The 24,704-nt window shown below is 70.3% G+C and carries 19 protein-coding genes and 5 pseudogenes; 9 read left to right on the top strand and 15 right to left on the bottom strand.

Features of this window, described 5'->3' with window-relative positions:
* Positions 1-10: 10 nt before the first annotated feature.
* Positions 11-777: pseudogene (locus tag ACZ60X_RS05130) on the top strand (NAD(P)/FAD-dependent oxidoreductase); the annotation flags it as partial.
* A gap of 30 nt (positions 778-807) precedes the next feature.
* Here the strand turns inward: ACZ60X_RS05130 and ACZ60X_RS05125 are convergent.
* A pseudogene (locus ACZ60X_RS05125) lies at positions 808-935 on the bottom strand (IS481 family transposase); the annotation flags it as partial.
* Between the two features lie 110 nt (positions 936-1,045).
* The gene (locus ACZ60X_RS05120) at positions 1,046-1,333 is read right to left on the bottom strand and encodes a hypothetical protein (RefSeq protein ID WP_469593428.1); all 288 of its coding nucleotides are present in this window, start codon (positions 1,331-1,333) and stop codon (positions 1,046-1,048) included.
* Between the two features lie 92 nt (positions 1,334-1,425).
* On the opposite strand from ACZ60X_RS05120, the gene ACZ60X_RS05115 reads away from it, so the two are divergent.
* Positions 1,426-2,250: a rhomboid family intramembrane serine protease gene (locus ACZ60X_RS05115; RefSeq protein ID WP_469593426.1), complete on the top strand. Its 825-nt coding sequence runs from the start codon at positions 1,426-1,428 to the stop codon at positions 2,248-2,250.
* 1 nt (position 2,251) lies between these two features.
* Here ACZ60X_RS05115 and hemE read toward each other — a convergent pair whose 3' ends face one another.
* The gene (gene hemE / locus ACZ60X_RS05110; protein WP_469593424.1) at positions 2,252-3,319 is read right to left on the bottom strand and encodes a uroporphyrinogen decarboxylase; all 1,068 of its coding nucleotides are present in this window, start codon (positions 3,317-3,319) and stop codon (positions 2,252-2,254) included.
* 98 nt (positions 3,320-3,417) lie between these two features.
* Between hemE and ACZ60X_RS05105 the strand changes: the two genes are divergently transcribed.
* The 3 genes from ACZ60X_RS05105 to ACZ60X_RS05095 all read left to right on the top strand — a co-directional run bounded on the left by ACZ60X_RS05105 (position 3,418) and on the right by ACZ60X_RS05095 (position 6,465).
* Positions 3,418-4,095, top strand: coding sequence for a DUF3000 domain-containing protein (locus tag ACZ60X_RS05105; RefSeq protein ID WP_469593422.1), 678 nt, complete (start codon positions 3,418-3,420; stop codon positions 4,093-4,095).
* A gap of 292 nt (positions 4,096-4,387) precedes the next feature.
* Positions 4,388-5,044: a response regulator transcription factor gene (locus tag ACZ60X_RS05100; protein WP_069778144.1), complete on the top strand. Its 657-nt coding sequence runs from the start codon at positions 4,388-4,390 to the stop codon at positions 5,042-5,044.
* A 134-nt stretch (positions 5,045-5,178) separates the two neighbouring features.
* Entirely contained in the window at positions 5,179-6,465 is a 1,287-nt protein-coding gene (locus ACZ60X_RS05095; RefSeq protein WP_469593420.1) for an HRDC domain-containing protein, read from the top strand.
* A gap of 2 nt (positions 6,466-6,467) precedes the next feature.
* Here the strand turns inward: ACZ60X_RS05095 and ACZ60X_RS05090 are convergent.
* Positions 6,468-7,165: pseudogene (locus ACZ60X_RS05090) on the bottom strand (carbohydrate ABC transporter permease); the annotation flags it as partial.
* A 1-nt stretch (position 7,166) separates the two neighbouring features.
* On the opposite strand from ACZ60X_RS05090, the pseudogene ACZ60X_RS05085 reads away from it, so the two are divergent.
* From ACZ60X_RS05085 to ACZ60X_RS05075, 3 genes and pseudogenes are all read left to right on the top strand, one after another.
* Positions 7,167-7,322 (top strand): annotated as a pseudogene (locus tag ACZ60X_RS05085) (LacI family transcriptional regulator); the annotation flags it as partial.
* 101 nt (positions 7,323-7,423) lie between these two features.
* Positions 7,424-8,641 (top strand): thiolase family protein, encoded by a 1,218-nt coding sequence (locus tag ACZ60X_RS05080; protein ID WP_469593418.1) that lies wholly within the window; start codon positions 7,424-7,426, stop codon positions 8,639-8,641.
* Positions 8,638-10,767 carry a 3-hydroxyacyl-CoA dehydrogenase NAD-binding domain-containing protein gene (locus ACZ60X_RS05075; protein WP_469593415.1) on the top strand — a complete coding sequence of 710 codons (2,130 nt, stop codon included), beginning with the start codon at positions 8,638-8,640 and terminating at the stop codon, positions 10,765-10,767. Before ACZ60X_RS05080 ends, ACZ60X_RS05075 begins: the two co-directional genes overlap by 4 nt.
* Positions 10,768-10,844: 77 nt before the next feature.
* Here the strand turns inward: ACZ60X_RS05075 and ACZ60X_RS05070 are convergent.
* Both ACZ60X_RS05070 and ACZ60X_RS05065 read right to left on the bottom strand, forming a co-directional pair.
* Positions 10,845-11,072 (bottom strand): annotated as a pseudogene (locus tag ACZ60X_RS05070) (hypothetical protein); the annotation flags it as partial.
* 35 nt (positions 11,073-11,107) lie between these two features.
* The gene (locus tag ACZ60X_RS05065) at positions 11,108-12,124 is read right to left on the bottom strand and encodes a DUF8189 domain-containing protein (protein ID WP_469593414.1); all 1,017 of its coding nucleotides are present in this window, start codon (positions 12,122-12,124) and stop codon (positions 11,108-11,110) included.
* Between the two features lie 98 nt (positions 12,125-12,222).
* Between ACZ60X_RS05065 and ACZ60X_RS05060 the strand changes: the two genes are divergently transcribed.
* The gene (locus ACZ60X_RS05060; protein WP_469593412.1) at positions 12,223-12,639 is read left to right on the top strand and encodes an NTP pyrophosphohydrolase; all 417 of its coding nucleotides are present in this window, start codon (positions 12,223-12,225) and stop codon (positions 12,637-12,639) included.
* Positions 12,640-12,666: 27 nt separating this feature from the next.
* Here ACZ60X_RS05060 and ACZ60X_RS05055 read toward each other — a convergent pair whose 3' ends face one another.
* From ACZ60X_RS05055 to ngcE, 9 genes are all read right to left on the bottom strand, one after another.
* Complete coding sequence (locus ACZ60X_RS05055; RefSeq protein WP_469593409.1) at positions 12,667-14,166, bottom strand: amino acid permease; 1,500 nt, start codon at positions 14,164-14,166, stop codon at positions 12,667-12,669.
* Between the two features lie 124 nt (positions 14,167-14,290).
* The gene (dxs, locus tag ACZ60X_RS05050; protein WP_469593407.1) at positions 14,291-16,219 is read right to left on the bottom strand and encodes a 1-deoxy-D-xylulose-5-phosphate synthase; all 1,929 of its coding nucleotides are present in this window, start codon (positions 16,217-16,219) and stop codon (positions 14,291-14,293) included.
* A gap of 162 nt (positions 16,220-16,381) precedes the next feature.
* A complete protein-coding gene (locus ACZ60X_RS05045; protein ID WP_469593405.1) occupies positions 16,382-17,692 on the bottom strand; it encodes a sugar ABC transporter permease in 1,311 nt (436 codons plus the stop codon).
* Complete coding sequence (locus ACZ60X_RS05040) at positions 17,689-18,480, bottom strand: ATP-binding cassette domain-containing protein (RefSeq protein ID WP_071374103.1); 792 nt, start codon at positions 18,478-18,480, stop codon at positions 17,689-17,691. The genes ACZ60X_RS05045 and ACZ60X_RS05040 overlap by 4 nt, the downstream gene beginning before the upstream one ends.
* A gap of 213 nt (positions 18,481-18,693) precedes the next feature.
* Complete coding sequence (locus ACZ60X_RS05035) at positions 18,694-19,809, bottom strand: substrate-binding domain-containing protein (protein ID WP_469593403.1); 1,116 nt, start codon at positions 19,807-19,809, stop codon at positions 18,694-18,696.
* 121 nt (positions 19,810-19,930) lie between these two features.
* The gene (locus tag ACZ60X_RS05030) at positions 19,931-21,142 is read right to left on the bottom strand and encodes an ROK family transcriptional regulator (protein ID WP_469593401.1); all 1,212 of its coding nucleotides are present in this window, start codon (positions 21,140-21,142) and stop codon (positions 19,931-19,933) included.
* A 213-nt stretch (positions 21,143-21,355) separates the two neighbouring features.
* On the bottom strand, positions 21,356-22,279 hold the full coding sequence (locus ACZ60X_RS05025) for a carbohydrate ABC transporter permease (protein ID WP_469593399.1): 924 nt from the start codon (positions 22,277-22,279) through the stop codon (positions 21,356-21,358).
* A gap of 5 nt (positions 22,280-22,284) precedes the next feature.
* The gene (locus ACZ60X_RS05020; protein WP_469594376.1) at positions 22,285-23,211 is read right to left on the bottom strand and encodes a carbohydrate ABC transporter permease; all 927 of its coding nucleotides are present in this window, start codon (positions 23,209-23,211) and stop codon (positions 22,285-22,287) included.
* 29 nt (positions 23,212-23,240) lie between these two features.
* Complete coding sequence (gene ngcE, locus ACZ60X_RS05015) at positions 23,241-24,686, bottom strand: N-acetylglucosamine/diacetylchitobiose ABC transporter substrate-binding protein (protein ID WP_469593397.1); 1,446 nt, start codon at positions 24,684-24,686, stop codon at positions 23,241-23,243.
* Between the last annotated feature and the right edge of the window lie 18 nt (positions 24,687-24,704).

The following is a 24,704-nucleotide window of genomic DNA, read 5'->3' as shown; positions in this document are numbered from 1 at the left end:
TCCCCTCACCATGACCATGAGCGGTGGGCGCGGCGGGGCGGAACGGCTGGCCGTGATCGGCGGTGACGCCGCTGGTATGTCCGCGGCGTCCCGGGCACGCCGGCTGAAGCGGCCCGCCGAGCTGGAGATCGTGGCGGGATCCCCTACTGGGTGGGCGGCGACGTCCCCGAGGGGGACCACCTGATCGCCCGCACCCCGCAGGAACACCGCGCGCGGCATCGATCTGCGGCTGCGCGCGGAGGTCACCGGGATCGACGTGGCGGGACAACGGGTACGCGCGCGTCGACGTCGATTCCGGCGCCGAGACCTGGACGCCGTACGACACGCCCGTCATCGCCACCGGCGCCCGCCCGGTCCGCCCGGAGCTGCCCGGCGCGGACGCCCCCGGCGTGCATGGCGTGCGCACCCTGGACGACGGGCAGGCGCTGCTGGGGACGCCGGCACGCGCGCGTGGCCGCAGGGCCGTGGTCGTGGGCGCGGGCTACATCGGCGTCGAGATGGCCCGAGGCACTGCTCAACCGCGGCTTCGGGGTGACGGTCGTCAACCGCGGCGCCGAACCCGTGTCGACGCTCGACGCGGACATGGGCCGCCTGGTGCGCCGGGCCATGACGGGCCTGGGATCACCATGGTGAACGACGCCGCGGTCACCAAGATCCTCACCGGAGCGGACGGCCGGGCCGCGCGGTGGCCACGCGGGGACGCCGAGTACCCGGCGGACGTGGTGATCCTCGACATCGGCGCTCGCCCGCGCCGCCGGCCTCCCGCTCGGCACCCACGCCAACAGGCACGAGAAGGACGCCGGCCGGCCGGCCGGCCCAGCCTGCTGCGGTGGTGTGACTGACCTGGAAGCGTTCCGCGGCCGGCCGTCGTCCACGACACACCGGGCCAGACGCAGCCTGCCGGTCGGCGTCAGCGGGGCATTGCGGTGGGACACGAGGGCCTCCTGAGTACCGGTGGAGATGTCGCAATCCACACCGAGCCCAGAAGGCCGTCACCTGTTCAGGCACCCAGCACGCCTGTCACCAACGTCCCGGGACAGCACACCTAGGCCGTCCCGCTGATCCTCGGCAACGACGCCACCGAGGCGCTGCTGGGCACGGCCGCCGGCTGCTCCCCGGAGGGCTTCGCGTGCGACACCGCCTGCCGGGTCGAGCGCAGGCGGTAACTCACCGCCTCGTCCAGCGTCACCGGCCGCCCGGTCTGCGCGGCGAGCCGACCCGCTTCCTGGCCGAGTCGCGCGACGTCCTCCCAGGGGATCCGTACCACCAGAGCCAGTTCGGCCTCGCCGTCGGGCAGTGCCTGCATCGGCGGAACATGCTGAGCGTTCGTCATCGCCTGATCCTCACGTCGGTTGAGAACGCATACGCACGCCGGCCCGGCGATGTTCACCGATTCGCCCGCCGCATCCCGGGCAGTAGTCCTGTGTGGTCATCCCCGTCCATGACGTGAACCCGGTGCGCCGCACCCCCTGGGTGACGTACGGGCTCATCCTCGCCAATGTCCTCGTGTTCGTCTCCACGCCCGGCCTGGCCGGCTCCGTGGCCGGCGGCAGCGATCTGGCGCAGCTGTGCCATCTGCAGGCATTCATGGACCACTACGCGGCGGTGCCCAGAGAGCTGATCCACCATCAGGTGCCCCGCCTGGTCCCGACGGGCCAGGTGGGCGTCGGACCGCACGGGCCGGGCTGTCTCGTGGCGCCGCCGTCCTACGACAAGTCCCCGCCCCTGTCGGTGTTCACGGCGATGTTCCTGCACGGCAGCTGGCTGCACCTGCTGGGCAACATGCTCTTCCTGCTGATCTTCGGCAACAACGTCGAGGACCGGATGGGACACGTCCGGTACTTCTTCTTCTACGTCGTCTGCGGCTACGCGGCCGGCTACGGCTTCGCGCTGCTCAACGCCGGCTCGGGCGAGCCGCTGATCGGCGCGTCCGGGGCGATCGCCGGGGTGCTCGGCGCCTACATCGTGCTGTGGCCCAGGGCGCGGGTGTGGGTCCTCGTGCCGTTCCTGGTCTTCCTGCCGCTCAGGCTGCCGGCCTGGCTGGTGCTGGGCTTCTGGTTCGTGCTGCAGGCCGTGTACTCCTCCGGGCACGGGGTGTCCGGGGCGGGCACGGTGGCGTACGCGGCGCACGTGGTCGGTTTCCTCGCGGGCATGCTGCTCGCCTGGCCGCTGAAGCCGGGCACCCCGCCCCCGCCGGAGCCGCGCGGCCTGCTGTTCGGCAGGCGGGCGCGGCCCCGCTACACCTGGTGACTCAGCGCGCCGTGCGGGTGTGGACGTACTCCACGAGCCGGGTCAGTGCGTCCGGGTCGGTGTTCGGCATGACGCCGTGGCCGAGGTTGAAGACGTGGCCCTCCAGGCCGGCGGCCGCGTCCAGCACCTCCTGGGCCTTGGCCTCGACGGTGTTCTTGTCGGTGAACAGGACCGTCGGGTCGAGGTTGCCCTGCAGCGCCTTGCCGGGGCCGACGCGGCGGGCGGCCTCGTCGAGCGGGACGCGCCAGTCGACGCCGACGACGTCCGCGCCGGCCTCGCCGATGAGGCCCAGCAGCTCGCCGGTGCCGACGCCGAAGTGGATGCGCGGGACGCCGTAGCCCGCGACCGCGTCGAAGACCTTGGCCGAGGCGGGCAGCACCGAGCGCCGGTAGTCGGCGGGGGCGAGCGCGCCGGCCCAGGAGTCGAAGAGCTGTACGGCGTCGGCGCCGGCCTCGATCTGGACCTTGAGGAAGGCGCTCGTGATGTCGGCGAGGCGGTCGAGCAGGTCGGCCCACAGCCCGGGGTCGCCGTACATCATCGCCTTGGCGTTCTCGTACGTGCGCGACGGGCCGCCCTCGACGAGGTAGCTGGCGAGGGTGAACGGGGCGCCCGCGAAGCCGATGAGCGGGGTGGACCCCAGCTCGCGGGTGAGCATCCCGATGGCCTCGGTGACGTACGAGACGTCCTCGGGGGTGAGGTCGCGCAGCCGGGCCAGGTCGGCGCGGGTGCGGATCGGCTGCTCGACGACCGGGCCGACGCCGGGTTTGATGTCCAGGTCGAGGCCGATGGCCTTGAGCGGGACGACGATGTCGCTGAAGTAGATCGCCGCGTCCACGTGGTGCCGTCGCACGGGCTGCAGGGTGATCTCGGTGACCAGCTCGGGCCGCATGCAGGACTCCAGCATGGGGATGCCCTTGCGCACCTCGTGGTACTCGGGCAGGGAGCGGCCGGCCTGGCGCATGAACCACACGGGGGTGTGCGGCACGTCCTCGCGCCGGCACGCCCGGAGGAAGGCGCTGTCGTACGTCGCTGTCGGCTGCTGCCCCGAGGGCGTTCCGTTGGCACTCACAACGGCAAGTCTCGCACGGCCGCGGAGGGAGAAGTGCCGCAGCCCTCAGGGGGTGTCTTGCCCTGCGCCGAGCCGCGGTTCCCCTTACTCTTCCCCGCATGGCTGCGGCTCACGGACGAATGTCGGACAGCGCCGACGGAATGGACGACGTGAAGGACACCGAGGAGGCGGACCGGGGCTCCGGTACCGCGGGTCCGCCGGCTTTCCGGGCCGCGGTCGACGCCCTGCACGCCGGCCGGCTGCGGCCGGAGGTCGAGGTGGAGCCGACTCCCGCGCCGCAGCGGCTCGCCCCCTACGCGTACGCGCTGGAGGCCGTGGTGGTCGACGGTGAGCAGGAGCTGGCCGACGGGCGGCTGGTGCTGCTGCACGACCCGGCCGGGCACGACGCGTGGCGCGGCACGTTCCGGCTGGTGACGCTGGTGCGGGCGGAGCTGGAGGCGGAGATGGCGGCCGATCCGCTGCTGCCGGAGGTGTGCTGGTCCTGGCTGACCGGCGCGCTCCAGGCGCGCGGGCTGGGCTACGGCGAGCCGAGCGGGACGATCACGCGCGCGAGTTCGCACTACTTCGGCGGGCTGGCCGAGCGTCCGGCCGCCTCGCAGATCGAGATCCGGGCCTCCTGGACGCCCCGCGAGGGCCTGGGCGGGGTCCCGGACACGGCGTCCCACCTGGCCTCCTGGTGCGATCTGCTGGCCCAGGTCGCGGGGCTGCCGCCGGCCGGTCCCGGGGACGCGTCGGTGGTGACGCTGCCGCAGCGCAGGGGGCCGCAGTCGCGGTGAACTGATCACACGATCGCGCCGGTTTTCCGGGGTGTCCCCCTCATGGCCGCCCCATTGACCATCTCTTTGTCGATACGGCCACTTTCGAACCCCGAATGACACCCGCTTGAACCGACTCGATCTTCGGGTGATCGATCGCGTGTCCGAATTGCGCAGATTGTTACTCACTAGATCGTGATCATTCTCTAAAGGCAGACGAGTTTGCTGCCGAAGACGACTGTGACCTTGAAAGCACGTTTCGTCCCGGCTGAATCCCCCCAAGCCGGCCCCGTCCCCCCACCCAGGAGGCCTGGTGTCCGTTCTCCTCGAGCAGCCCGCAAGCCTGGTCGCCTACCGCCCGAACAAGCCGACCGCCATGGTGGTCGTGGCCGACCCGCGTGTCCGTTCCACCGTCACCCGCCACCTGTGGGCGCTCGGCGTGCGCGATGTCATCGAGGCCTCGTCCATCGCGGAGGCTCGTCCCCGCATCGGCAACCCCCGCGACATCTGTGTCGCCGACGTCCACCTGCCCGACGGCTCCGGCCTGACCCTGCTGTCCGAGACCCGCGCCGCGGGCTGGCCCAACGGGCTGGCGCTCTCCGCCGCCGACGACATCGGCGCGGTCCGCAACGCGCTGGCCGGCGGGGTCAAGGGCTATGTCGTCACCGGCACCCGAACCAACATCGGCCTGCCCGCCCGGCCCGGCGCCGCTCCCCTCGGCGCCGCCCGGATGCACCGCCGCCCCCCGGGTGCCCCGAGCCACCCGGGCGGCTACCGAGAACTGTCCGGCCGCGAGGTCGAGGTACTGCGCCTGGTCGCGGAGGGCCAGTCCAACAAGGCGATCGGCGTCTCGATGGGCCTGTCCGCCCTGACCGTCAAGAGCCACCTCGCCCGCATCGCCCGCAAGCTGGGCACCGGCGACCGCGCCGGCATGGTCGCCGTGGCCCTGCGCACGGGGATCATCCACTGAGCCGTTCGGCGCAGTGCGGAGTTCACCCGCGCGAGGTGCCCATGTCCCCGCGCTGACCGGTTTACGACCCTCCGGCGCCCGTCGACGGAACGTTCCGTCGACGGGCGCCGTCCATACACGGATACCCTTGACAGGTGACCGACGCCCAAGACACCGCAGCAGACAGCTCCCTGCGCACCACCGGAGGCACTCCTCCGGACGACGCCGGATCTTCTGTCATGGGGGCGCCGACACCACTGCTCGAACCCCGTGAGGGCATCCCGCCCGTCATCGCCGACGAGGCCGCCCTCACCGAGGTGGTCTCCGCCTTCGCCGCGGGCTCCGGTCCCGTCGCCGTCGACGCCGAGCGCGCCTCCGGCTACCGCTACGGCCAGCGCGCCTACCTGGTCCAACTGCGCCGCGAGGGCGCGGGGACCGCGCTGGTCGACCCGGTGGCCGTCCGCGGCGGGCTGGCCGGGCTGGGCGAGGCCCTCACCGGCACGGAGTGGGTGCTGCACGCCGCCACCCAGGACCTGCCCTGCCTGCGCGAGATAGGCATGGTCCCGACCCGGCTCTTCGACACCGAGCTGGCCGGCCGGCTCGCCGGCTTCCCCCGGGTCGGCCTCGGCGCCATGGTCGAGGGCGTCCTCGGCTACGTGCTCGAAAAGGGCCACTCCGCCGTCGACTGGTCCACCCGCCCGCTGCCCGAGCCCTGGCTGCGCTACGCCGCGCTGGACGTGGAACTGCTCGTCGACCTGCGCGACGCGCTGGAGAAGGAGCTGGACCGGCAGGGCAAGCTGGAGTGGGCCCTGCAGGAGTTCGACGCGATCGCGGCGGCCCCGCCGGCGGAGCCCAGGAAGGACCCCTGGCGTCGTACGTCGGGCATGCACAAGGTACGGCGGCGCCGGCAGCTCGGTGTCGTACGGGAGCTGTGGGAGACCCGGGACCGGATCGCGCAGCGCCGGGACGTGTCGCCGGGCAAGGTGCTCAGCGACGCGGCCATCGTCGAGGCCGCGCTCGCGCTGCCGGCCAATGCGCACGCCCTGGCCGCGCTGAACGGGTTCGGGCACCGCATGGGCCGCCGGCAGCTGGAGCAGTGGCAGGCGGCCGTCGACCGGGCCAGGGCCCTTCCGGACGCCGCGCTGCCTCAGCCGGGGCAGCCCGTGGCCGGGCCGCCGCCGCCGCGTGCCTGGGCCGACAAGGACCCGGCCGCCGCGGCCCGGCTGTCCGCCGCGCGGGCCGGGGTGACCGCGCTCGCCGAGCAGCTGAGCCTGCCGCAGGAGAACCTGATCTCGCCGGACACGGTGCGGCGCATCTGCTGGGAGCCGCCGAAGGCGGTCGACGCCGGGTCCGTGGAGTCCGCGCTGGCGGGCTACGGCGCGCGTCCGTGGCAGGTGCAGCTGGTGGCGCCGGTGCTGGTGAAGGCGCTGAAGGGAAGCTGACCTCACCTCGTCGCCCCTCGCACGAAGCCGTTGTAGACGAACCTCTGCAGGGCGAGGAAGACGATCAGGGTCGGCAGGATCACCAGGATCGTGCCCGCCGAGATGATCAGTGGGCGCCGTAGGGACCGCGGAAGCGGAACAGGGACGTCGAGATCACGCCAAGATCCTGGGAGGGCATGTAGAGGAAGGGGATGCAGAAGTCGTTGTAGACGGCGATCCCCTTCACGATCACGACCGTGGCGATCGCCGGCTTCAGCAGGGGCAGGATGATCCGCCAGTAGATGGTCAGCGCGTTCGCGCCGTCGAGGCGGGCCGCCTCGTCCAGGGAGACCGGGATCGAGCGGATGAACTGCAGGAAGATGGAGACCGAGACAATGTCGGTGCCCATGTAGAGCGCGATGGGCGCCCAGCGGGTGTCGAAGAGCCCGAAGCTGTTGACGATCTGGAAGGTGGCCACCTGGGTGGTCACCCCGGGCACCAGCGCGGCCAGCAGGAAGAGGGCCACGACCGGTTTCTTCGGCCGGAAGGTGAAGCGGTCGATGGCGTAGGCCGTCATCGAGCCGATCAGGACCGTGCCGGTGATCGCGAAGGCGCAGATGGAGAGCGTGTTGCCGAAGGCCTGGAGCATCCGGCCGTCCTGGAACGCCGTGACGTAGTTGTGCAGGTTCAGCGGGTCGTCGGGCGGGGTGAGGGCTCCGCTGCCGACGCTGTCGGCGATGAGCCATGACGTGCACGGGTTCGGGGCGGAGGTGGCCCGGACGCTGTTCGGGGTGATCTCGGGCGAGAGCGGCGGGGCGCATCCGGTGCCCACGCCGGTGCTCACGCCGAGGGGCTCGACGGCTCCGCCGAAGGTGTGACCTTCACCGCTGGAGCCGAGAGGACTGGGCAGCTACATTACTCGTTAGTAGCATGGGCTTAAGCAAGCGCTCAGCGTCCCGCACCCTGGAGGAGAGCCATCGTGCCTCGTACCGTCAGGGACGTCGTCTTCGTCGACGGCGTCCGCACCCCGTTCGGCAAGGCGGGCCCGAAGGGCATCTACCACGAGACCCGCGCCGACGACCTTGTCGTCAAGGCGATCCGGGAGCTGCTGCGCCGCAACCCCGGTCTGGACCCCAAGAAGATCGACGAGGTCGCCATCGCCGCGACCACGCAGATCGGTGACCAGGGGCTGACCCTCGGCCGTACGGCCGGCATCCTCGCGGGGCTGCCGCAGTCCGTGCCCGGCTACTCCATCGACCGGATGTGCGCCGGTGCGCTGACCGCCGTGACGACGACCGCCGGCTCGATCGCCTTCGGTGCCTACGACGCCGTCATCGCCGGCGGTGTGGAGCACATGGGCCGCCACCCCATGGGCGAGGGCGTGGACCCGAACCCGCGCTTCGTCAGCGAGAAGCTGGTCGACGAGTCCGCCCTGTTCATGGGCATGACCGCCGAGAACCTGCACGACCGCTACCCGCACATCACCAAGCTGCGGGCCGACGAGTACGCGGTGCGCTCGCAGGAGAAGGCCGCCAAGGCGTACGCCAACGGCAAGATCCAGGCCGACCTGGTGCCGATCTCGGTGCGCCGGACCAACGCGGAGGCCGGTGAGACGGGCTGGGGCCTGGTCACCGCCGACGAGCCGATGCGCCCGGGTACGACCCTGGAGAACCTCTCCGGTCTCAAGACCCCGTTCCGCGTGCACGGCCGGGTCACCGCCGGCAACGCGGCCGGTCTGAACGACGGCGCCACCGCGTCGATCATCGCCAGCGAGGACTTCGCCCGCGAGAACGGCCTGCCGGTCAAGATGCGCCTCGTCTCCTACGCCTTCGCGGGCGTCGAGCCGGAGGTCATGGGCTACGGCCCGATCCCGGCCACGGAGAAGGCCCTCGCCAAGGCGGGCCTGTCGATCTCCGACATCGGCCTGTTCGAGATCAACGAGGCCTTCGCCGTCCAGGTCCTGGCCTTCCTCGACCACTACGGCATCGCGGACGACGACGAGCGCGTCAACCAGTACGGCGGCGCCATCGCCTTCGGCCACCCGCTGGCCTCCTCCGGCGTCCGCCTGATGACGCAGCTGGCCCGCCAGTTCGAGGAGCAGCCGCAGGTCCGCTACGGCCTGACCACCATGTGCGTCGGCTTCGGCATGGGCGCGACGGTCATCTGGGAGAACCCGCACTTCGAGGGGGACAAGTGAGCACCACCGCCGAGCTTTTGAAGCAGGCCTCCGACCTGTTCCCCGACGAGGTCGTCACCAGTGCGCACGTACGCCACTTCGACCTGCCGTCCGGCGCCGGCCGCTTCGCGCTGATCACGCTGGACAACGGCCTGGACCACACCAAGCCGACCACCTTCGGACCGGCCTCGCTGGCGAACCTCAACGCGGCCGTCGACCAGGTCGAGAAGGAGGCCGCGGACGGCGAGATCGTCGGTGTCGGCATCACCGGCAAGCCGTTCATCTTCGCGGTCGGCGCCGACCTCAAGGGCGTCGAACTGCTCAAGGAGCACGAGCACGCGCTCGCCATCGGCAAGGGCGGCCACGAGGTCTTCAAGCGCCTGTCCGCGCTGGCCGTGCCGACCTTCGCCTACTACAACGGCGCCGCGATGGGCGGCGGCGTCGAGGTCGGTCTGCACTGCTCCTACCGGACCGTCTCCAAGGCGATCCCCGCGTTCTCGCTGCCCGAGGTCTTCCTCGGCCTGGTCCCCGGCTGGGGCGGCTGCGCGCTGCTGCCGAACCTGATCGGCGCCGACAAGGCCGTCTCGGTCATCATCGAGAACAGCCTCAACCAGAACAAGCAGCTGAAGGGCCAGCAGGTCTTCGACCTCGGCATCGCGGACGCGATCTTCGAGGGCGCCGACTTCCTGGAGCAGTCGCTGCTGTGGACCGCCCAAGTCCTCAAGGGCGACGTCACCGTCGAGCGTCCGGTGATCGACCGCGGTGAGGCCTGGGACCAGGCCGTCGCACGCGGCCGGTTCATCGCCGACGGCAAGGTGCACGGCGCCGCCCCGGCCGCCTACCGCGCCCTCGACATCATCGCGGCCGCCAAGGACGGCGACCTCCAGCAGGGCTTCGACGCCGAGGACCAGGCCCTCGCCGACCTGATCATGGGCGGTGAACTGCGCGCCGGCATCTACTCGTTCAACCTCGTCCAGAAGCGCGGCAAGCGTCCCGCCGGCGCCCCGGACAAGAACCTGGCCCGCCCGGTCACCAAGGTCGGCGTCGTCGGCGCCGGTCTGATGGCCAGCCAGCTGGCCCTGCTGTTCCTGCGCCGCCTGGAGGTGCCGGTCGTGCTGACCGACATCGACCAGGAGCGCGTCGACAAGGGTGTGGGCTACGTCCACGCCGAGATCGACAAGCTGCTCGGCAAGGGCCGCATCAACCAGGACAAGGCCAACCGCCTCAAGGCGCTGGTGACCGGTGTCCTGGACAAGGCCGAGGGCTTCGCGGACGCGGACTTCGTCATCGAGGCCGTGTTCGAGGAGATCGGTGTCAAGCAGCAGGTGTTCGCGGAGGTCGAGGCGGTCGCCCCGGCGCACGCGATCCTCGCGACCAACACCTCCTCGCTGTCGGTGACGGAGATGGCGTCGAAGCTGAAGCACCCCGAGCGGGTCGTCGGCTTCCACTTCTTCAACCCGGTCGCGGTACTGCCGCTGCTGGAGATCGTCCGCGGCGAGAAGACGGACGACGCCTCGCTCGCGACCGCGTTCGCCGTCGCCAAGAAGCTGAAGAAGACCGCGGTTCTGGTCAAGGACGCCCCGGCGTTCGTCGTCAACCGCATCCTGACCCGCTTCATGGGCGAGATCCAGAACGTCATCGACGAGGGCACCCCGGTCGAGGTGGCGGAGAAGGCGGTGGAGCCCCTGGGCCTGCCGATGTCCCCGCTGGTCCTGCTGGAGCTGGTCGGCCCGGCGATCGGCCTGCACGTCTCCGAGACGCTGCACGGCGCCTTCCCGGACCGCTTCAAGGTCTCCCCGAACCTCAAGGCGGTCGTGGAGGCGGGCAAGCGCGGCTTCTACGTCTACGACAGCGGCAAGCCGGAGCTGGACCCGGAGGTCGCCGCGCTGCTCAAGCAGGGCGACAGCGTCCTGACCGAGGAGCAGGTCCGCGCGCGCGTCCTGGACGCCGTCGCCCAGGAGATCGGGCTCATGCTCGACGAGGGCGTCGTCGCCGAGGCCCAGGACATCGACCTGTGCCTGATCACGGGCGCCGGCTGGCCCTTCCACCTGGGCGGCATCACGCCGTACCTGGACCGCGAGGGCGTCTCGGAGCGCGTGAACGGCAAGCGGTTCCTGGCCCCGGGCGTGGCGAGCGTCCCGGCGTGACACCGGGTGCGTGACGAAGGGCCCCCGCGGCGGCGGGGGCCCTTTCGCATGGCCGGGCGGAGAAACAGGGCCGTTCGGACCTGATGCCACGCCGTCAGCGCCAGCCCCGGCTCCTCCTTGCGACGCGCCAGCAGCAGCCCGCCCGTCGAGGGCGACGACGTCGCCGCCACCACACGGTCGTCGGCGTCCTTGGCGAGCGCGACCAAGGCATCGACCGGCAGCCTCGGACCCGACTCCGTCCACCAGGCGCCCGCCGACCCCCACTGCGTGGGACACGCGGCGACGACCGCCACCCGCCCCCTCGCCCCACACCACCGGCCCGACGGACCAAACCGATCCCTCAGACCTGCTGCCACGCCGTCAGCGCCAGCCCCGGCTCCTCCTTGCGACGCGCCAGCAGCAGCCCGCCCGTCGAGGGCGACGACGTCGCCGCCACCACACGGTCGTCGGCGTCCTTGGCGAGCGCGACCAAGGCATCGACCGGCAGCCTCGGACCCGACTCCGTCCACCAGGCGCCCGCCGACTCCCGTTCCGTGGGGTAGGCGGCGAAGGCCACCCGGCCGCTCGCCGAGCGCTGCGCGAGCAGCGTGCAGTCGTGGCCGTCGAGCTCGCAGCGGACCGCCGCGACCGGGCCGGGACCCGCCGCCGGCAGCAGCACCGCGGGCTTGCCGCCGGGCCGCCAGGCGCAAAGGTCGCCGGAGTGGTCCGTGAAGAAGACCGTCGTGCTCTCGGACGAGGTCGCGAGGGCGCGCAGCGTGCCGGGGCGGACCGGGGCCTTCAGGGGCTCCTGCATGACCGGGACGCCGCCCGGCTCCTCCTGGCGCCAGTGCAGGATGCCGTCGGGTACGGCCGCGTACACCTCGACCCGCCCGGACTCCCCGGTCACCGCCGCCAGGCCGTCCTGGACCTTGCTGCCGCGCAGGTCCCGCCAAGGCTCCCAGCCGCCCTTCTCCTTCTGGGCGACGTGGTGCACGCCGGCGCCGTTGTTGCGGACGAACACATGGGCGCGGCCCTGGGCGTCGACGGTGACGGCCGGGGTGCCCGTGCGGTCGCCCCTCTTCTTCGGGTGGCCGATGGAGTTCCAGTCCAGGGCGGCGAGCAGCGGGCGGAAATGGGTGGAGTGCACCAGGCCCGACTCGCCCTCGGCGGTGGGCCGCCAGGCCACCAGGTGGGCGTAGCCGTCGGCGCCCTGGCCGACACCGGCGCAGGGGTGCAGTCTCTGCTCGCCGCCCACGGTCCGCGGGGTCGTCCAGGAGCCGCCGGGGACGCGCTCGGCCCGCCACACCACGGCGTCACCCGACAGCTGGTAGACACTGAGCCGGCCGTCTCGGCCGCGCAGGAGCCAGTCGCCGTTCACCGGTTCACCTTAGCTCCGGCCGCAGGGCCGCCCGGCCGCCGGGGCGCCGTGCCAGACTGAGGGCGTCAGTGCCGCGACAGAGCAAGGCTGTTACCCCCATGACGGACACGGCGGACCCCACGGACCCGGCCGGTACGGCGCACGAAGCGCTCCCCCTGCTGATCATCGACGGCGCGAACGTCGTCGGCTCGGTGCCCGACGGCTGGTGGCGCGACCGCCGCGGGGCCGCCGAGCGGCTGCGCGACCGCCTGGTGCCCTTCGCCCGCTCCGGCGCCGGTGACCTGGCCGGGCCGGTGGAACTGGTCCTGGTGGTGGAGGGCGCCGCCCGGGGCGTGGCCGCCGTGCCCGGGGTGCGTGTCGAGGACGCGCCCGGCAGCGGCGACGACCGCATCGTGGAGATCGCGGCGACCGCCGGCGAGCGGCCCTGCCTCGTCGTCACGGCCGACCGCGCGCTGCGCCGCCGGGTCGAGGAACTCGGCGCCCGCGTCACCGGCCCGCGCGCCGTCCTGGACTGACGGCCCCCGCACGGATCCCGTACCCGGTCACGGAACCTTCCCGGCCGGCTCCTTCCCGCGCACGGCCAGGAGGCTGTGCGTGCGGCCGTAGAGGAAGTAGACGACGAAACCGATCACCATCCAGACGGCGAACCGCAGCCAGGTCTCGGTCGGCAGGTTCAGCATCAGCCACAGCGAGGCGCACACCGACAGGACCGGGATGACCGGGACCCACGGGGTGCGGAAGGCTCGGGGCAGGTCGGGGCGGGTGCGGCGCAGGATGATCACGCTGAGCGCGACGACCACGAACGCGAAGAGCGTGCCGATGTTCACCAGTTCGGCCAGCTCGCTCAGGCTGGTGAAGCCGGCGACGACCGCGATGACCACACCGAGCAGGATGGTCGGCCGGTGCGGGGTGCGAAAGCGCGGGTGGACGCGGGAGAAGAAGCGCGGCAGCAGCCCGTCGCGGCTCATCGCGAAGAAGACGCGGGTCTGGCCGAGGAGCAGGATCATGCAGACCGTCGTCAGGCCGATCGCCGCGCCGAAGCTGATCACGCCCGCGTACCAGGGGTGCCCGATGGACTTGAAGGCGTCGGCGAGCGGGGCGTCCACGGCCAGCGAGGAGTACTTCTGCATGCCCGTGACGACGACGGAGACCGCCACGTAGAGCACCGTGCAGATGAAGAGGGAGCCCAGGATGCCGCGCGGCATGTCCCGCTGCGGGTTCCGGGTCTCCTCGGCGGCCGTGGCGACGATGTCGAAGCCGATGAAGGCGAAGAACACCACCGAGGCGGCGGTGAAGATGCCCATCACACCGAAGTTGGCCGGCGCCCAGCCGAACATCAGCTGGATCAGCGGGGCCTTGAGGTCGCCGCCCGCCGGCACCGGCCGGGCCGGCGGGATGAACGGCTTGTAGTTGGCGCCCGTGACGAAGAACGCGCCGGCGACGATCACGATGAGCACGACGATCACCTTGACGGCGACGACGAGCGAGGTGATCCGCGCCGACAGTTTCATACCGAGGACGAGGATGCCGGTGAGCACGAGCACCAGCACGGCGGCGAGGATGTCGAAGCCGAAACCGGCGGCGTTGTCCCGGCCGGAGAGGTAGTCCGGCAGATGCCATCCGGCGTTGTCCAGCAGCGAGCGGAGGTATCCGGACCAGCCGACCGCCACCACCGCCGTACCGAGCGCGAACTCCAGGACCAGGTCCCAGCCGATGATCCAGGCGGGCAGTTCCCCCAGGGAGGCGTAGCTGAAGGTGTACGCCGAGCCCGCCACCGGGACCGTGGACGCGAACTCGGCGTAGCACAGAGCGGCGAGCGCGCACACCACACCGGCCACGACGAAGGACAGGGACACCGCCGGCCCCGCGTTGTTTCTGGCGACCTGCCCGGTGAGGACGAAGATGCCGGTGCCGATGATGACACCGACGCCGAAGACGGTCAGGTCGAGCGCGGAGAGGGACTTCTTGAGCGAGTGCTCCGGCTCCTCGGTGTCCTCGATGGACTGCTCGACGTTCTTCGTCCTGAACAGCGCGCTGCTCACGTGCCTACCTCCCACGCTTGTGGGTGTGGGGGTGCGTTTGCCCCGGTACGGGCAGGTTCACGCAAACGGGCCGGTTCCGCCACCGCAGGAGGCGGCGGAACCGGCCCGTGGGGGGCGTCGGGGGTCAGTCGCGCGCGGGCTCCACCGAGTCGACCTCGGCGGCCGTACGGTCGAAGCGGCCGTCCAGCCTGGCGACCAGACCGGTGACCTGGCGGGCGATGTCCGGGGCGGTCAGGCCGATCTCGGCGAGCACCTCCCCGCGGGAGGCGTGGTCCAGGAAGCGCGGCGGGATGCCGAAGTCGCGCAGCGGCACATCCACGCCCGCGTCCCGCAGGGCCTGCGCGACCGCGGAGCCGACGCCGCCGACGCGGCTGTTGTCCTCGACGGTGACGACGACCCGGTGCCGCTCCGCCAGCGGGGCCATGGCCTCGTCGACCGGCTTGACCCAGCGCGGGTCGACGACGGTGGTGGAGATGCCCTGCTTGTCGAGCAGGCCGGCGATCTCCAGGCACATGGGGGCGAGGGCGCCCACGGAGACCAGCAGCACGTCCGGCTTGTCGGTGCCGGGCTCGCGCAGCACGTCCATGCCGCCCACGCGCCCCACCGCGGGGACGGCGGGGCCGACGGCGCCCTTGGAGAAGCGGACCACGGTCGGCGCGTCGTCGACGGCGACGGCCTCGCGCAGCTGCGCCCGCACCTGCTCGGCGTCGCGGGGCGCGGCCAGCCGGAGGCCCGGCACGACCTGGAGGATCGACATGTCCCACATGCCGTTGTGGGAGGCCCCGTCCGTTCCGGTGACACCGGCCCGGTCGAGCACGAAGGTCACCCCGCACTTGTGCAGGGCCACGTCCATGAGGACCTGGTCGAAGGCGCGGTTGAGGAAGGTGGCGTACACCGCGAAGACGGGGTGCAGCCCGGCGTAGGCGAGACCGGCGGCGGAGACGGCGCCGTGCTGCTCGGCGATGCCGACGTCGTAGATGCGGTCGGGGAAGGTGTCCGCGAACTTCTTCAGGCCGACGGGCTGGAGCATGGCCGCCGTGATCGCCACGATGTCGTCGCGCTCCTTGCCGAGCCGGACCATCTCGTCGCCGAAGACGGAGGTCCAGTCGGCGCCCGAGGCCTTGATCGGCAGGCCGGTGTCGGGGTGGATCGGGCCGATGCCGTGGAAGCGGTCGGCCTCGTCCTGGAGGGCGGGCTGGTAGCCGCGGCCCTTCTCGGTCAGGCAGTGCACGATCACCGGGCCGCCGAACCGCTTGGCCCTGGCCAGCGCGGACTCCAGTGCCTCGACGTCGTGGCCGTCGATCGGGCCGACGTACTTCAGGCCCAGGTCCTCGAACATGCCCTGCGGGGCGATGAAGTCCTTCAGCCCCTTCTTGGCGCCGTGCAGGGTCTCGTACAGCGGCCTGCCGACGACCGGGGTGCGCTCCAGCAGGTCCTTGCCGCGGGCCAGGAACCGCTCGTACCCGTCCGTCGTGCGCAGCGTCGCCAGGTGGTTGGCGAGGCCGCCGATGGTCGGGGCGTACGACCGCTCGTTGTCGTTGACGACGATGACGAGTGGGCGGTCCTTGGCGTCGGCGATGTTGTTCAGCGCCTCCCAGGCCATGCCGCCGGTGAGCGCGCCGTCGCCGATGACGGCGACGACATGGCTGTCGCGCTTCGTGAGCTGGTTGGCCTTGGCGATGCCGTCGGCCCAGCCGAGGACCGTGGAGGCGTGGCTGTTCTCGATGACGTCGTGCTCGGACTCGGCCTGCGAGGGGTAGCCCGACAGGCCGCCCTTCATCTTCAGCTTGGAGAAGTCCTGCCGGCCGGTGAGCAGCTTGTGCACGTAGGACTGGTGGCCGGTGTCCCACAGCACCTTGTCCTTCGGCGAGTCGAAGACGCGGTGCAGGGCGATGGTCAGCTCCACCACGCCGAGGTTGGGGCCGAGGTGGCCGCCGGTCTTGGAGACGGCGTCGACGAGGAAGGTCCGGATCTCCCCCGCCAGCTGGTTCAGCTCCTCCAGGCTGAGCCGGTCCAGATCGCGCGGTCCCGTGATGCGGGTCAGCAGCGGCACCCGTGCCTCCTTGCGTTGAGCTGATCGAGCTTTGCCGGGCTCGCCAGAGTCTAATGTTCCGGCTTTGCAAGATCTGACAGTGCCCGGCACATTTCAGCACCGGGCAGCGAAAAAGGGGCGCGGGGCTGTATGGACAGACCCGCGCCCCTGAAGCGGAACCCGCTACGCGCGACCGGCGGTCTTCTGCGTCTTCCGGGTGATCGAGTCGATGACCACCGTCGTGAGCAGGACCGCGGCCGTGATCATGTACTTCACCGGCTCCGCGATGGACTCCAGCTGCAGCCCGTACTGGATCGAGACGATCACCAGCACACCGAGCAGCGCGTTCCACGTGCGGCCGCGCCCTCCGAAGAGCGACGTACCGCCGATGACGGCCGCGGCGATCGCGTTCATCAGCAGGTCACCGGTGCCGGCGCTCTGGTTCGCCGAGGCGATCTTGGAGGCCAGGAAGAGGCCGCCGATCGCGGCGAAGCCGCCGGAGATCGCGAAGACGGAGATCCGCACCGCGGTGACGTTGATGCCCGCGCGCCGGGACGCCTCCACGCTGCCGCCGAGCGCGAAGATCTTGCGGCCGTAGGTGGTGCGCCGCAGCACGAAGTCCGTGCCGACCAGGAAGGCGAGGAAGATCACCGTGGCCAGCGGCAGGCCCTTGTACTGGTTGTACATGTAGGCCGCGGCGAAGGAGATCACGGCCAGCAGCGCGGTGCGCAGGATCGTGTCGCTCAGCGGCCGGGACGGCACGCCCGCGGCCTCCCGGCGCCGGTTGCCGAGGAAGGAGGTGAGGAAGAACACGGCGACCACGACGACGGCGAGCCCGTAGGCGGCGGCCACGTCCGAGAAGTAGTAGGTGGTCAGCTTGCCGACCAGGCCATTGGGGTCGAGGTTGATCGTGCCGTCGGCGCCCAGCACCTTCAGCATGAAGCCCAGCCAGAACAGCAGGCCGGCCAGGGTGACGGCGAAAGCGGGGGCGCCGAGCACCGCGAAGAAGAAGCCGTGCAGCGCGCCGATGGCGACACCGGCGGCGATCGCGATGAGCACGGCCGTCCACTCGGGCCAGCCCTGGTTGACCGCGAGGACACCGGCGAGGGCGCTGGCCGCGCCGCTGACGGAGCCGACGGACAGGTCGATCTCGCCGAGCAGCAGCACGAAGACGATGCCGACCGAGATCATGCCCGTGCCGACCATCGTGATCGTGATGTCGTTGATGTTCTGCGCGGACAGGAAGTTCGAGTTCAGTACCTGGAAGATGACGCAGATGATCGCGAGGCCCAGGACGACCGGGATGGAGCCCAGCTCGCCGGCCTTCATCTTGCGCTTGAACTCGTACCAGTAGCCGAGCAGGCCCTCTTCCTGCACCAGCAGGCGGGGGTCGACCGCGGTGACCGCGGCGGCCGCGGCCTCGGGGTTCTCCACGGTGGGCGCGTCGTCCGCCGGGGTCTTTCCGGCACTCGCGGAGGTCTTGTCGATGCTCACTGGGAAACCTCCCCGTTCGTGCGCGCCGCACGGCGGGTCACGGCGTTGTCGGTGGCGCCGGTGATGGCGGAGATGATCTCCTCCTGCGAGGTCGTCTTGACCTCGAAGACGCCGTTGTTGCGGCCGAGGCGCAGGACGGCGACCTTGTCGGCCACCGCCTTCACGTCCGCCATGTTGTGGCTGATGAGGATGACGGCGTGGCCGCGCTCGCGCAGGCGCTCGACCAGGTCGAGGACCTGGGCCGTCTGCTCGACGCCGAGGGCGGCGGTGGGCTCGTCGAGGATCACCAGCTTGGGCTCGCCGAGCATCGAGCGGGCGATGGCCACCGTCTGGCGCTGACCGCCGGAGAGCGAGGCGATCGGGATCCGGACGCTGGGGATGCGGATCGACAGCGTGGTGAGCAGCTCGCGGGAGCGGCGCTCCATCTCGACCTCGTCCAGCACACCCCACTTCCTCAGCTCACGGCCGAGGAAGAGGTTGCCGACGACGTCGATGTTGTCGCACAGCGCGAGGTCCTGGTAGACCGTCGCGATGCCCAGGGCCTGGGCGTCGTGCGGACGGGTGATCGTGACGGGCTTGCCGTCCCACTCGATGACACCCTCGTCGATCGGGTGCACGCCGGCGATCGTCTTGACCAGCGTGGACTTTCCGGCGCCGTTGTCGCCCACCAGGGCGACCACCTCACCGGCGTGGACCTCAAGCTCTACGTCGGTGAGCGCCTGAACGGCACCGAACCGCTTGGAGACCCCGCGCAACGCCAGCACGGGCGTAGCGGACACGTGAACCATCTCCTTCGCCGCCTGACCCGGCGGGAGGTTGTGCAGAAATCTGGGGGGGGTGGGCGGGGAATCCGCCGCGGGTAGTCCGTCCGGCGCCCCGCGCCGAGCTTGCGGGGCTGTGTGTGTCACGGGGCACCGGAGGAGCCTTGGGGTACGGTCGGCCGGCTTCCCCGCGGGCATTCGAGGACGAACGCCCGCCCGGGGGAAGCGACTTGACGCCGCCTACTTGAGGCCGAGCTTGTCGCAGGCCGCCTTGTAGTCGGCGGTGCAGATGTCGGCGACGGTGTAGTAGCCCTGCTTGATGACCGTGTCCTTGATGTTGTCCTGGGTCAGCGAGACGACCGGGACGATGACCGACGGGATGTCCTTGGCGCTGCCGCTGGAGACCTTGTCCTTGGCGACGGAGCTCAGGTCCTGGCCCTTGGCGACGGCGACCGCCAGCTCGGCGGCGACGTTCGCCTCCTGCGGGTAGGACTTGAAGACGCTCATGTACTGCGTACCGGCGACGATGCGCTGCACACCGGCCAGCTCGGCGTCCTGGCCGGTGACCGGGACCTTGATGCCGGCGCCGCTGAGGGCGGTGATGATACCGCCGGCCATGCCGTCGTTGGCGGAGTAGACACCCGCGATGTTGCCCTTGCCGACCGCGGAGATCGCCGCCTCCATCTCGGAGTTGGCGTTGTCCGGCGACCACTCCTTGGTGTCGAACTCCTTGGCGACCGTGACCTTGCCGTCGAGGACCTCGTGGGCGCCCTTCTTGAACTGGGCGGCGTTCGGGTCGGTGACCGAGCCGTTGACCATGACGATCTTGGAGGACTTGTCGGCCTTGCTGCCCAGCGCCTTCAGCAGGGCCTGGCCCTGGGTCTTGCCGACCTCCTCGTTGTCGAAGGAGGTGTAGGCGCTGATCGGGCCCTCGGCGAGGCGGTCGTAGGCCACGACCTTGATGCCGGCCTCCACGGCCTTCTGCACGGAGTTCTGGATGGCCTTGGCGTCGACCGCGTCCACGATCAGGACGTCCACCTTGTTGGTGATCATGGTGTCGACCTGCTGCGCCTGGAGGTTCGCGTCCTGGCGGGCGTTGTTGTAGTCGATGGTCGCCTTGCCGTTCGTCAGCTCCTTGATCTTCTTCTCGATCAGCGGCCGGTCGAACTTCTCGTAGCGCGCGGTCTTGTTCTCCGGAAGGAGGAGACCGACCTTGATGTTGTCGCCCTTCTTGGCGGCGGACGAGGAGGAGGAGCTGTTGCTCTTCGACTCCTTGGCGCTGCCGCAGGCGGCCAGCGAGACGGCCATCGCACCAGCGGCAACGGCAACGGCGGCACGACGCATACGTGCGTTCACTTCACAAACCTCCCTGACGAGGCCGCGTCGTTGCGGCCGAGGTGGCTGGAAGTCAACTCGGCCGCAGGTTCGACGTCAAGAAGTAAATCCTTAACGAGATGGCAACGGTGCCATCCGTTATCTAAGTGAAGGCAGGGGTCGCCGCGGGCAGGGCACCGGCGACATTGCCCTCCAAAAGCGTCGAATCCCCCATCTCGCTGAGGGCGAGGGCGAGCGCCCCGAGCACCTCCGCGCGGCCGCCAAGTGCCCCTGGAAGCACGGAGAGTTGGCGTGCCGCGCTGGGGATGGCGTAGCGGCCGACGGACTCCCTGATCGGGGCGAGGACCAGCTCGCCGGCCTCGGCGAGATCACCGCCGAGGACCACCCTGCTCGGGTTCAGCAGATTGCAGAGATTGGCCACTCCGCTGCCGATGTGGCGGCCGACGTCGGCGATCACCCGGCGGCAGCCCGGATCGCCCTCCCTGGCCAGCCGCACGACGCCCTCCAGGGTGAGGTCTGGGCCGTGGCCGGGCTGGAGCAGCGGGAGCACGTAGCGAGCGGCCGCGAAGGTCTCCAGGCAGCCACGGTTGCCGCAGCGGCAGACCGGGCCGGATTCGTCGAGTGTGATGTGTCCGATTTCTCCGGCGGTACCGCCCGGCCCGCGGTAGATCTTCCCGTCGATCACCAAACCGGCGCCCACACCGCTCGCGACCTTGATGTACGCGAGGTCGCGCACGCCCCTGCCGCTGCCCCAGACCAGCTCGCCGAGGGCGCCGAGGTTGGCGTCGTTGTCCACGTGCACGGGCACGCCGAGCCGTTCGCGCAGCTCCTCGGCGGGCTTGGTGCCGCCCCAGCCCGGCAGGATCGAGGTGGAGCCCAGCGTCCCCGACTCGACGTCGATCGGGCCCGGCACACCGAGACCGACGCCGGCCACCTTGGCACGGCTCACGCCGGTGGCCTCGATCAGCCGGCTGACCAGCTGTTCCGCCCGGTCGAAGCCCTGCGCGGCGGACGCGTCCACGTCCAGCGGCTCGGACTCCTCAGCCAGCACCTGGTGGGCGAGGTTGCCGATCGCGACGCGCAGATGGGTGTGCCCGAAGTCGACGCCGATCACGATGCCGGCGTCCCCGCTCAGGCTGACGCTACGGGCCCGTCGGCCACCCGCCGACGTGGGCGTGACCTCGACGGTTCCGCCGTCCTTCAGCTCCCGCACGATGTTGGAGACGGTCGCGGCGGACAGACCGGTCGTCCGCGCGATCTCCGCCTGCGTGAGGGAACCGGCCAGGCGTACGGCCCGGACGACCCGCTCCAGGTTGGCTCGGTGCAGCGACGACTGCGACCCTGGAGTCTCCACGACGACCTCCTGAGCGCGGGGCCGCTTCGGCGAGGACCCGCGTATGTCCAACTAGTGAACTCTAAGCTGAGCCGTTCGGGGCGACTCACGTCAAGAGGTTGAACCGGATCCGGGGCCCCGAAAGACGCCCGCACACAGCGGCGCACGCCGCCCCGGAAGCCGGAACGGCGTGCGCACGGACGGTCGCGAGGAGTGACCCGCGTCCCCGGGGGCCTACTTCAGCGCCCCCGCGGTCAGGCCCTGGACGACCTGGCGCTGGAAGACGATGTACGCCCCGAGCACCGGAAGCATCGCCATCACCAGGCCCGCGAAGAGGCCGGACCAGTCACCCTTGTAACCCTGGCTGACGGCCAGCTGGACCAGTCCCTGGGTGAGGACCTTCTTGTCGGGGTCGGTGTTGAGGACCGTGGGCAGCATGTACTGGTTCCACTGGCCGAGGAAGTTGAAGATGCCGACGCTGATCAGGCCCGGCTTGGCCATGGGCAGCATGATCTGGAAGAACGTACGCGTGTGCGAAGCGCCGTCCACGAACGCCGCCTCCGCCACCGAGGTGGGCAGGGTACGGAAGAACGCTGTCAGGAAGAAGACGGTGAAGGGCAGCGAGTAGGCGATGTAGACCAGGATCAGACCGTGGATCGTGTTCAGCAGGCCCATGTTGTTCACGACGTAGAACAGCGGGACCAGCGCGAGCATGATCGGGAAGCTCATGCCGCCGACGAACAGGTAGTAGATGAAGCGGTTGCCCGGGAAGTCGAAGCGGGCGAGGACGTAGGCCGCCATCGAGCCGAGCACCAGGGTGCCGACGAGCGAGCCGCCGACCACCAGGACGGTGTTGAGGAAGTAGTCGCTCATGTTGGCCTGGGTCCAGGCCCGCGACCAGTTGTCGAAGTGCAGCTTGTCCGGCAGCGACCAGGGCGAGCCGAAGATGGAGCTGTCGGACTTGAAGGACGTCATCACCGCCCACAGCAGCGGCATGACCACCATGATCGCCCAGACGATCAGCACGCCGTGGGAGAAGACGTTGAGGACACCGCCCTCCCTCTTCCTCCGGTCGGGCGTGGGCGCCGGTACGTCGGTCCTGGAGACGGTCGCGCCGGACTCGGCCGGCAGCGGTGCGGGGGTCTCGGTCGTCTTCATTCTTCTCAGTACTCCAGCCGCTCGCGCCGGCCCAGCCGCATCACGATCGCCGCGAACGCGAGCGTGACGACGAGCAGGGCGACGCCGATCGTGGTGGCGTAGGCGGCCTGACCGTCCCGGAACGCCTTCTGGTACACGTACAGGACCAGCACGGTGGTCGAGTAGTCGGGCCCGCCCGGACCGGTCGTCATGATCTGTACGACCGCGAACGACTCGGCGCCGAGCGCGAGGATGCCCATGTAGACCCAGCCGGACTGCACGGTGTCCCACAGCAGCGGCAGGGTGATCCGGAAGAAGGTGGTGGCCCGGTTCGCGCCGTCGAGCAGGGCCGACTCGTACAGCTCGGCCGGGATCGAGGCCATGCCCGCCGAGAACAGGACCACGAAGAAGCCGACCGTGGACCAGACGAGCACGGCCATCACGCACCACAGCGCGAGGTTCGGGTCGCCCAGCCACAGCGGCTGGACGCTGCCGATGCCGATGCCGCGCAGGACCGAGTTGATCGCGCCGCTGTCCGGGTTGTACGCGAAGGCGAACAGCAGCGCGACGATCGCGATGGACAACACCTGCGGGAAGAAATAGACGATCTTGTAGAAGGAGGAGCCCCGCACACCCGAGATCGCGGGGCCGCCCCCTCTCCGGCGTCCGCCGATATTGATCATGAAGGCGAAGAAGAGCGCCAGACTGATCGTCACCAGTGGCAGCGCCAGGGCGAACAGCAGACTGTGCTCCAGCGACTTCCAGAAGATGTCGTCGTGGAACATCCTCGTGTAGTTGTCGAAGCCGACCATCTTGAATTCGGGGCTCAGACCCGTCCAGTCCGTGAACGAATAGTAGATGGACTGGATGAAGGGCCAGACCACGAAGAGCGCGTACAGTCCCAGGGGCAATGCCAGGAACCCCACAATGAACCGGTACTTGCCGTGCTGCATCGCCACTCCGGTACGGTCAGGGGTGCTGTCTACTGGTGCTTGTAGTGCTTGACCGAAGAATCCTTGGCCGTTTCGTCGGCGAAACCCTGGATCTTCTTGATGGCCTCGGCCGGGGTGAGCCGGCCCGCCATCATCTCGCCGAGGCCGGCCACCCCGATCTTCTCCTTCTGCAGCTGCACGTACCAGTCCTGCAGCCGCGGATTCACCACGTTGGACCCCGCCAGCTGGAGCGCCGCCACGCCGGACTTCAGGCCCGGGGTGAGCGTGATGCCGGAGGTGCCGCCGTTGTAGGCGGTCAGCGACTTCACCTTGGTCGTGAAGTTCTTCGAGGACGCCTCGGAGAGCATGATGCGCAGCTGCTCCATGCCGCCCTCGGCGTTCGCGGCCTTGGCCGGCACGATGAACGGCTCGCCGCCGGAGGCCCAGATGGTGCCGAAGGGCATCTTGTCGGAGGCGTCGATGCCGGACGGCGCGGAGACCGCCAGGTCGAAGTCCTTGGGGATGACGTTGGCCGACTCGTTCTCCACCCAGGAGCCGTTCGGGATGAACAGCGCCTCGCCCTTGGCCCAGGCGGTCTGCGACTGGATGTGGTCCAGGCCCGGGGTGCCCTTGAGGATGTAGCCCTTCTTGTACAGCTCGTAGTACGCCTCGAAACAGGCCTTGACGGCCGGGTGCTTCCAGGCGTTCGGCTCCAGGTTGTCGATGGCGTCGAGCACCTCCCGCCCGCCGACCTTGCCGATCATCGGGTAGAGCGAGAAGGGGATGTAGTACGGGTACTTGCCCGCGTACGTCCAGCCCGCCATGCCCTTCTTCTTGGCCTTCTCGCAGACCGCGAGCATCTCGTCCCACGTCTTCGGGTACTGCGCGTCGAGCGAGTCGAGGGCCTTCTGCGAGTACCAGACGCCGTAGACCGTGTAGGCGTAGTACAGGATCCACACCTGCTGCCCGTCGAACTGGCCCATCTCCACGATGCCGGGACGCAGCGTGTCGCGGACCTTCTTGCCCGGGTCGTCGTACGACGGCGCGTCCAGCAGCGGAGTGAGGTCGGAGAGCTGGCTCTTGCCGACGAGGACGCCCATGTCCATCTGCTCGGCGCCGGAGTTGTCGATGAGGTCCGGCGGGTTGCCCTGGTTGAAGCGGGGCTGGAGGGTGGACTGGATCTTCTGGGTGGCGGAGAACTTCACCGTGGCCTTGGGGAAGTCCTTCTGATAGATCTTCACCGCGTCCTGGGCGTATTCCTTGCCGAAACCGCCGTCGAAGAGGACGAATTCCATCGTGGCGGTCTCGTTGACGCCGAGCGGGTTCTTGGCGGTCTTCGTCCCCGCCTTGTCCTTCTTCTGGCCGCCCCCGCCGCTGCTGGCACAGGCGGACAGCAGGCCCGTACCCGGCGCCGCGACCAGCCCGAGCGCGGCGGACCGCTTGATCAGATCACGACGGCCGACACCCTCGGCACGGTTGTTCGAGGTGGATCCCATGCTCAAGTCCTCGCCTTC

Source organism: Streptomyces sp. NPDC104106 (assembly GCF_055584345.1).
The sequence above is the reverse complement of the archived record's forward strand: the minus strand, read 5'-3'. Positions and strand labels throughout refer to the sequence as shown.

What these genes read in the sequence shown, in the direction of transcription:
- ACZ60X_RS05120 (WP_469593428.1), bottom strand. Translation starts at nt 1,333, where the DNA reads ATGACGAACGCTCAGCATGTTCCGCCGATGCAGGCACTGCCCGACGGC.
- ACZ60X_RS05105 (WP_469593422.1), top strand. Translation starts at nt 3,418, where the DNA reads ATGGCTGCGGCTCACGGACGAATGTCGGACAGCGCCGACGGAATGGAC.
- ACZ60X_RS05060 (WP_469593412.1), top strand. Translation starts at nt 12,223, where the DNA reads ATGACGGACACGGCGGACCCCACGGACCCGGCCGGTACGGCGCACGAA.
- ACZ60X_RS05040 (WP_071374103.1), bottom strand. Translation starts at nt 18,480, where the DNA reads ATGGTTCACGTGTCCGCTACGCCCGTGCTGGCGTTGCGCGGGGTCTCC.
- ACZ60X_RS05025 (WP_469593399.1), bottom strand. Translation starts at nt 22,279, where the DNA reads ATGAAGACGACCGAGACCCCCGCACCGCTGCCGGCCGAGTCCGGCGCG.
- ACZ60X_RS05020 (WP_469594376.1), bottom strand. Translation starts at nt 23,211, where the DNA reads ATGCAGCACGGCAAGTACCGGTTCATTGTGGGGTTCCTGGCATTGCCC.
- ngcE (WP_469593397.1), bottom strand. Translation starts at nt 24,686, where the DNA reads ATGGGATCCACCTCGAACAACCGTGCCGAGGGTGTCGGCCGTCGTGAT.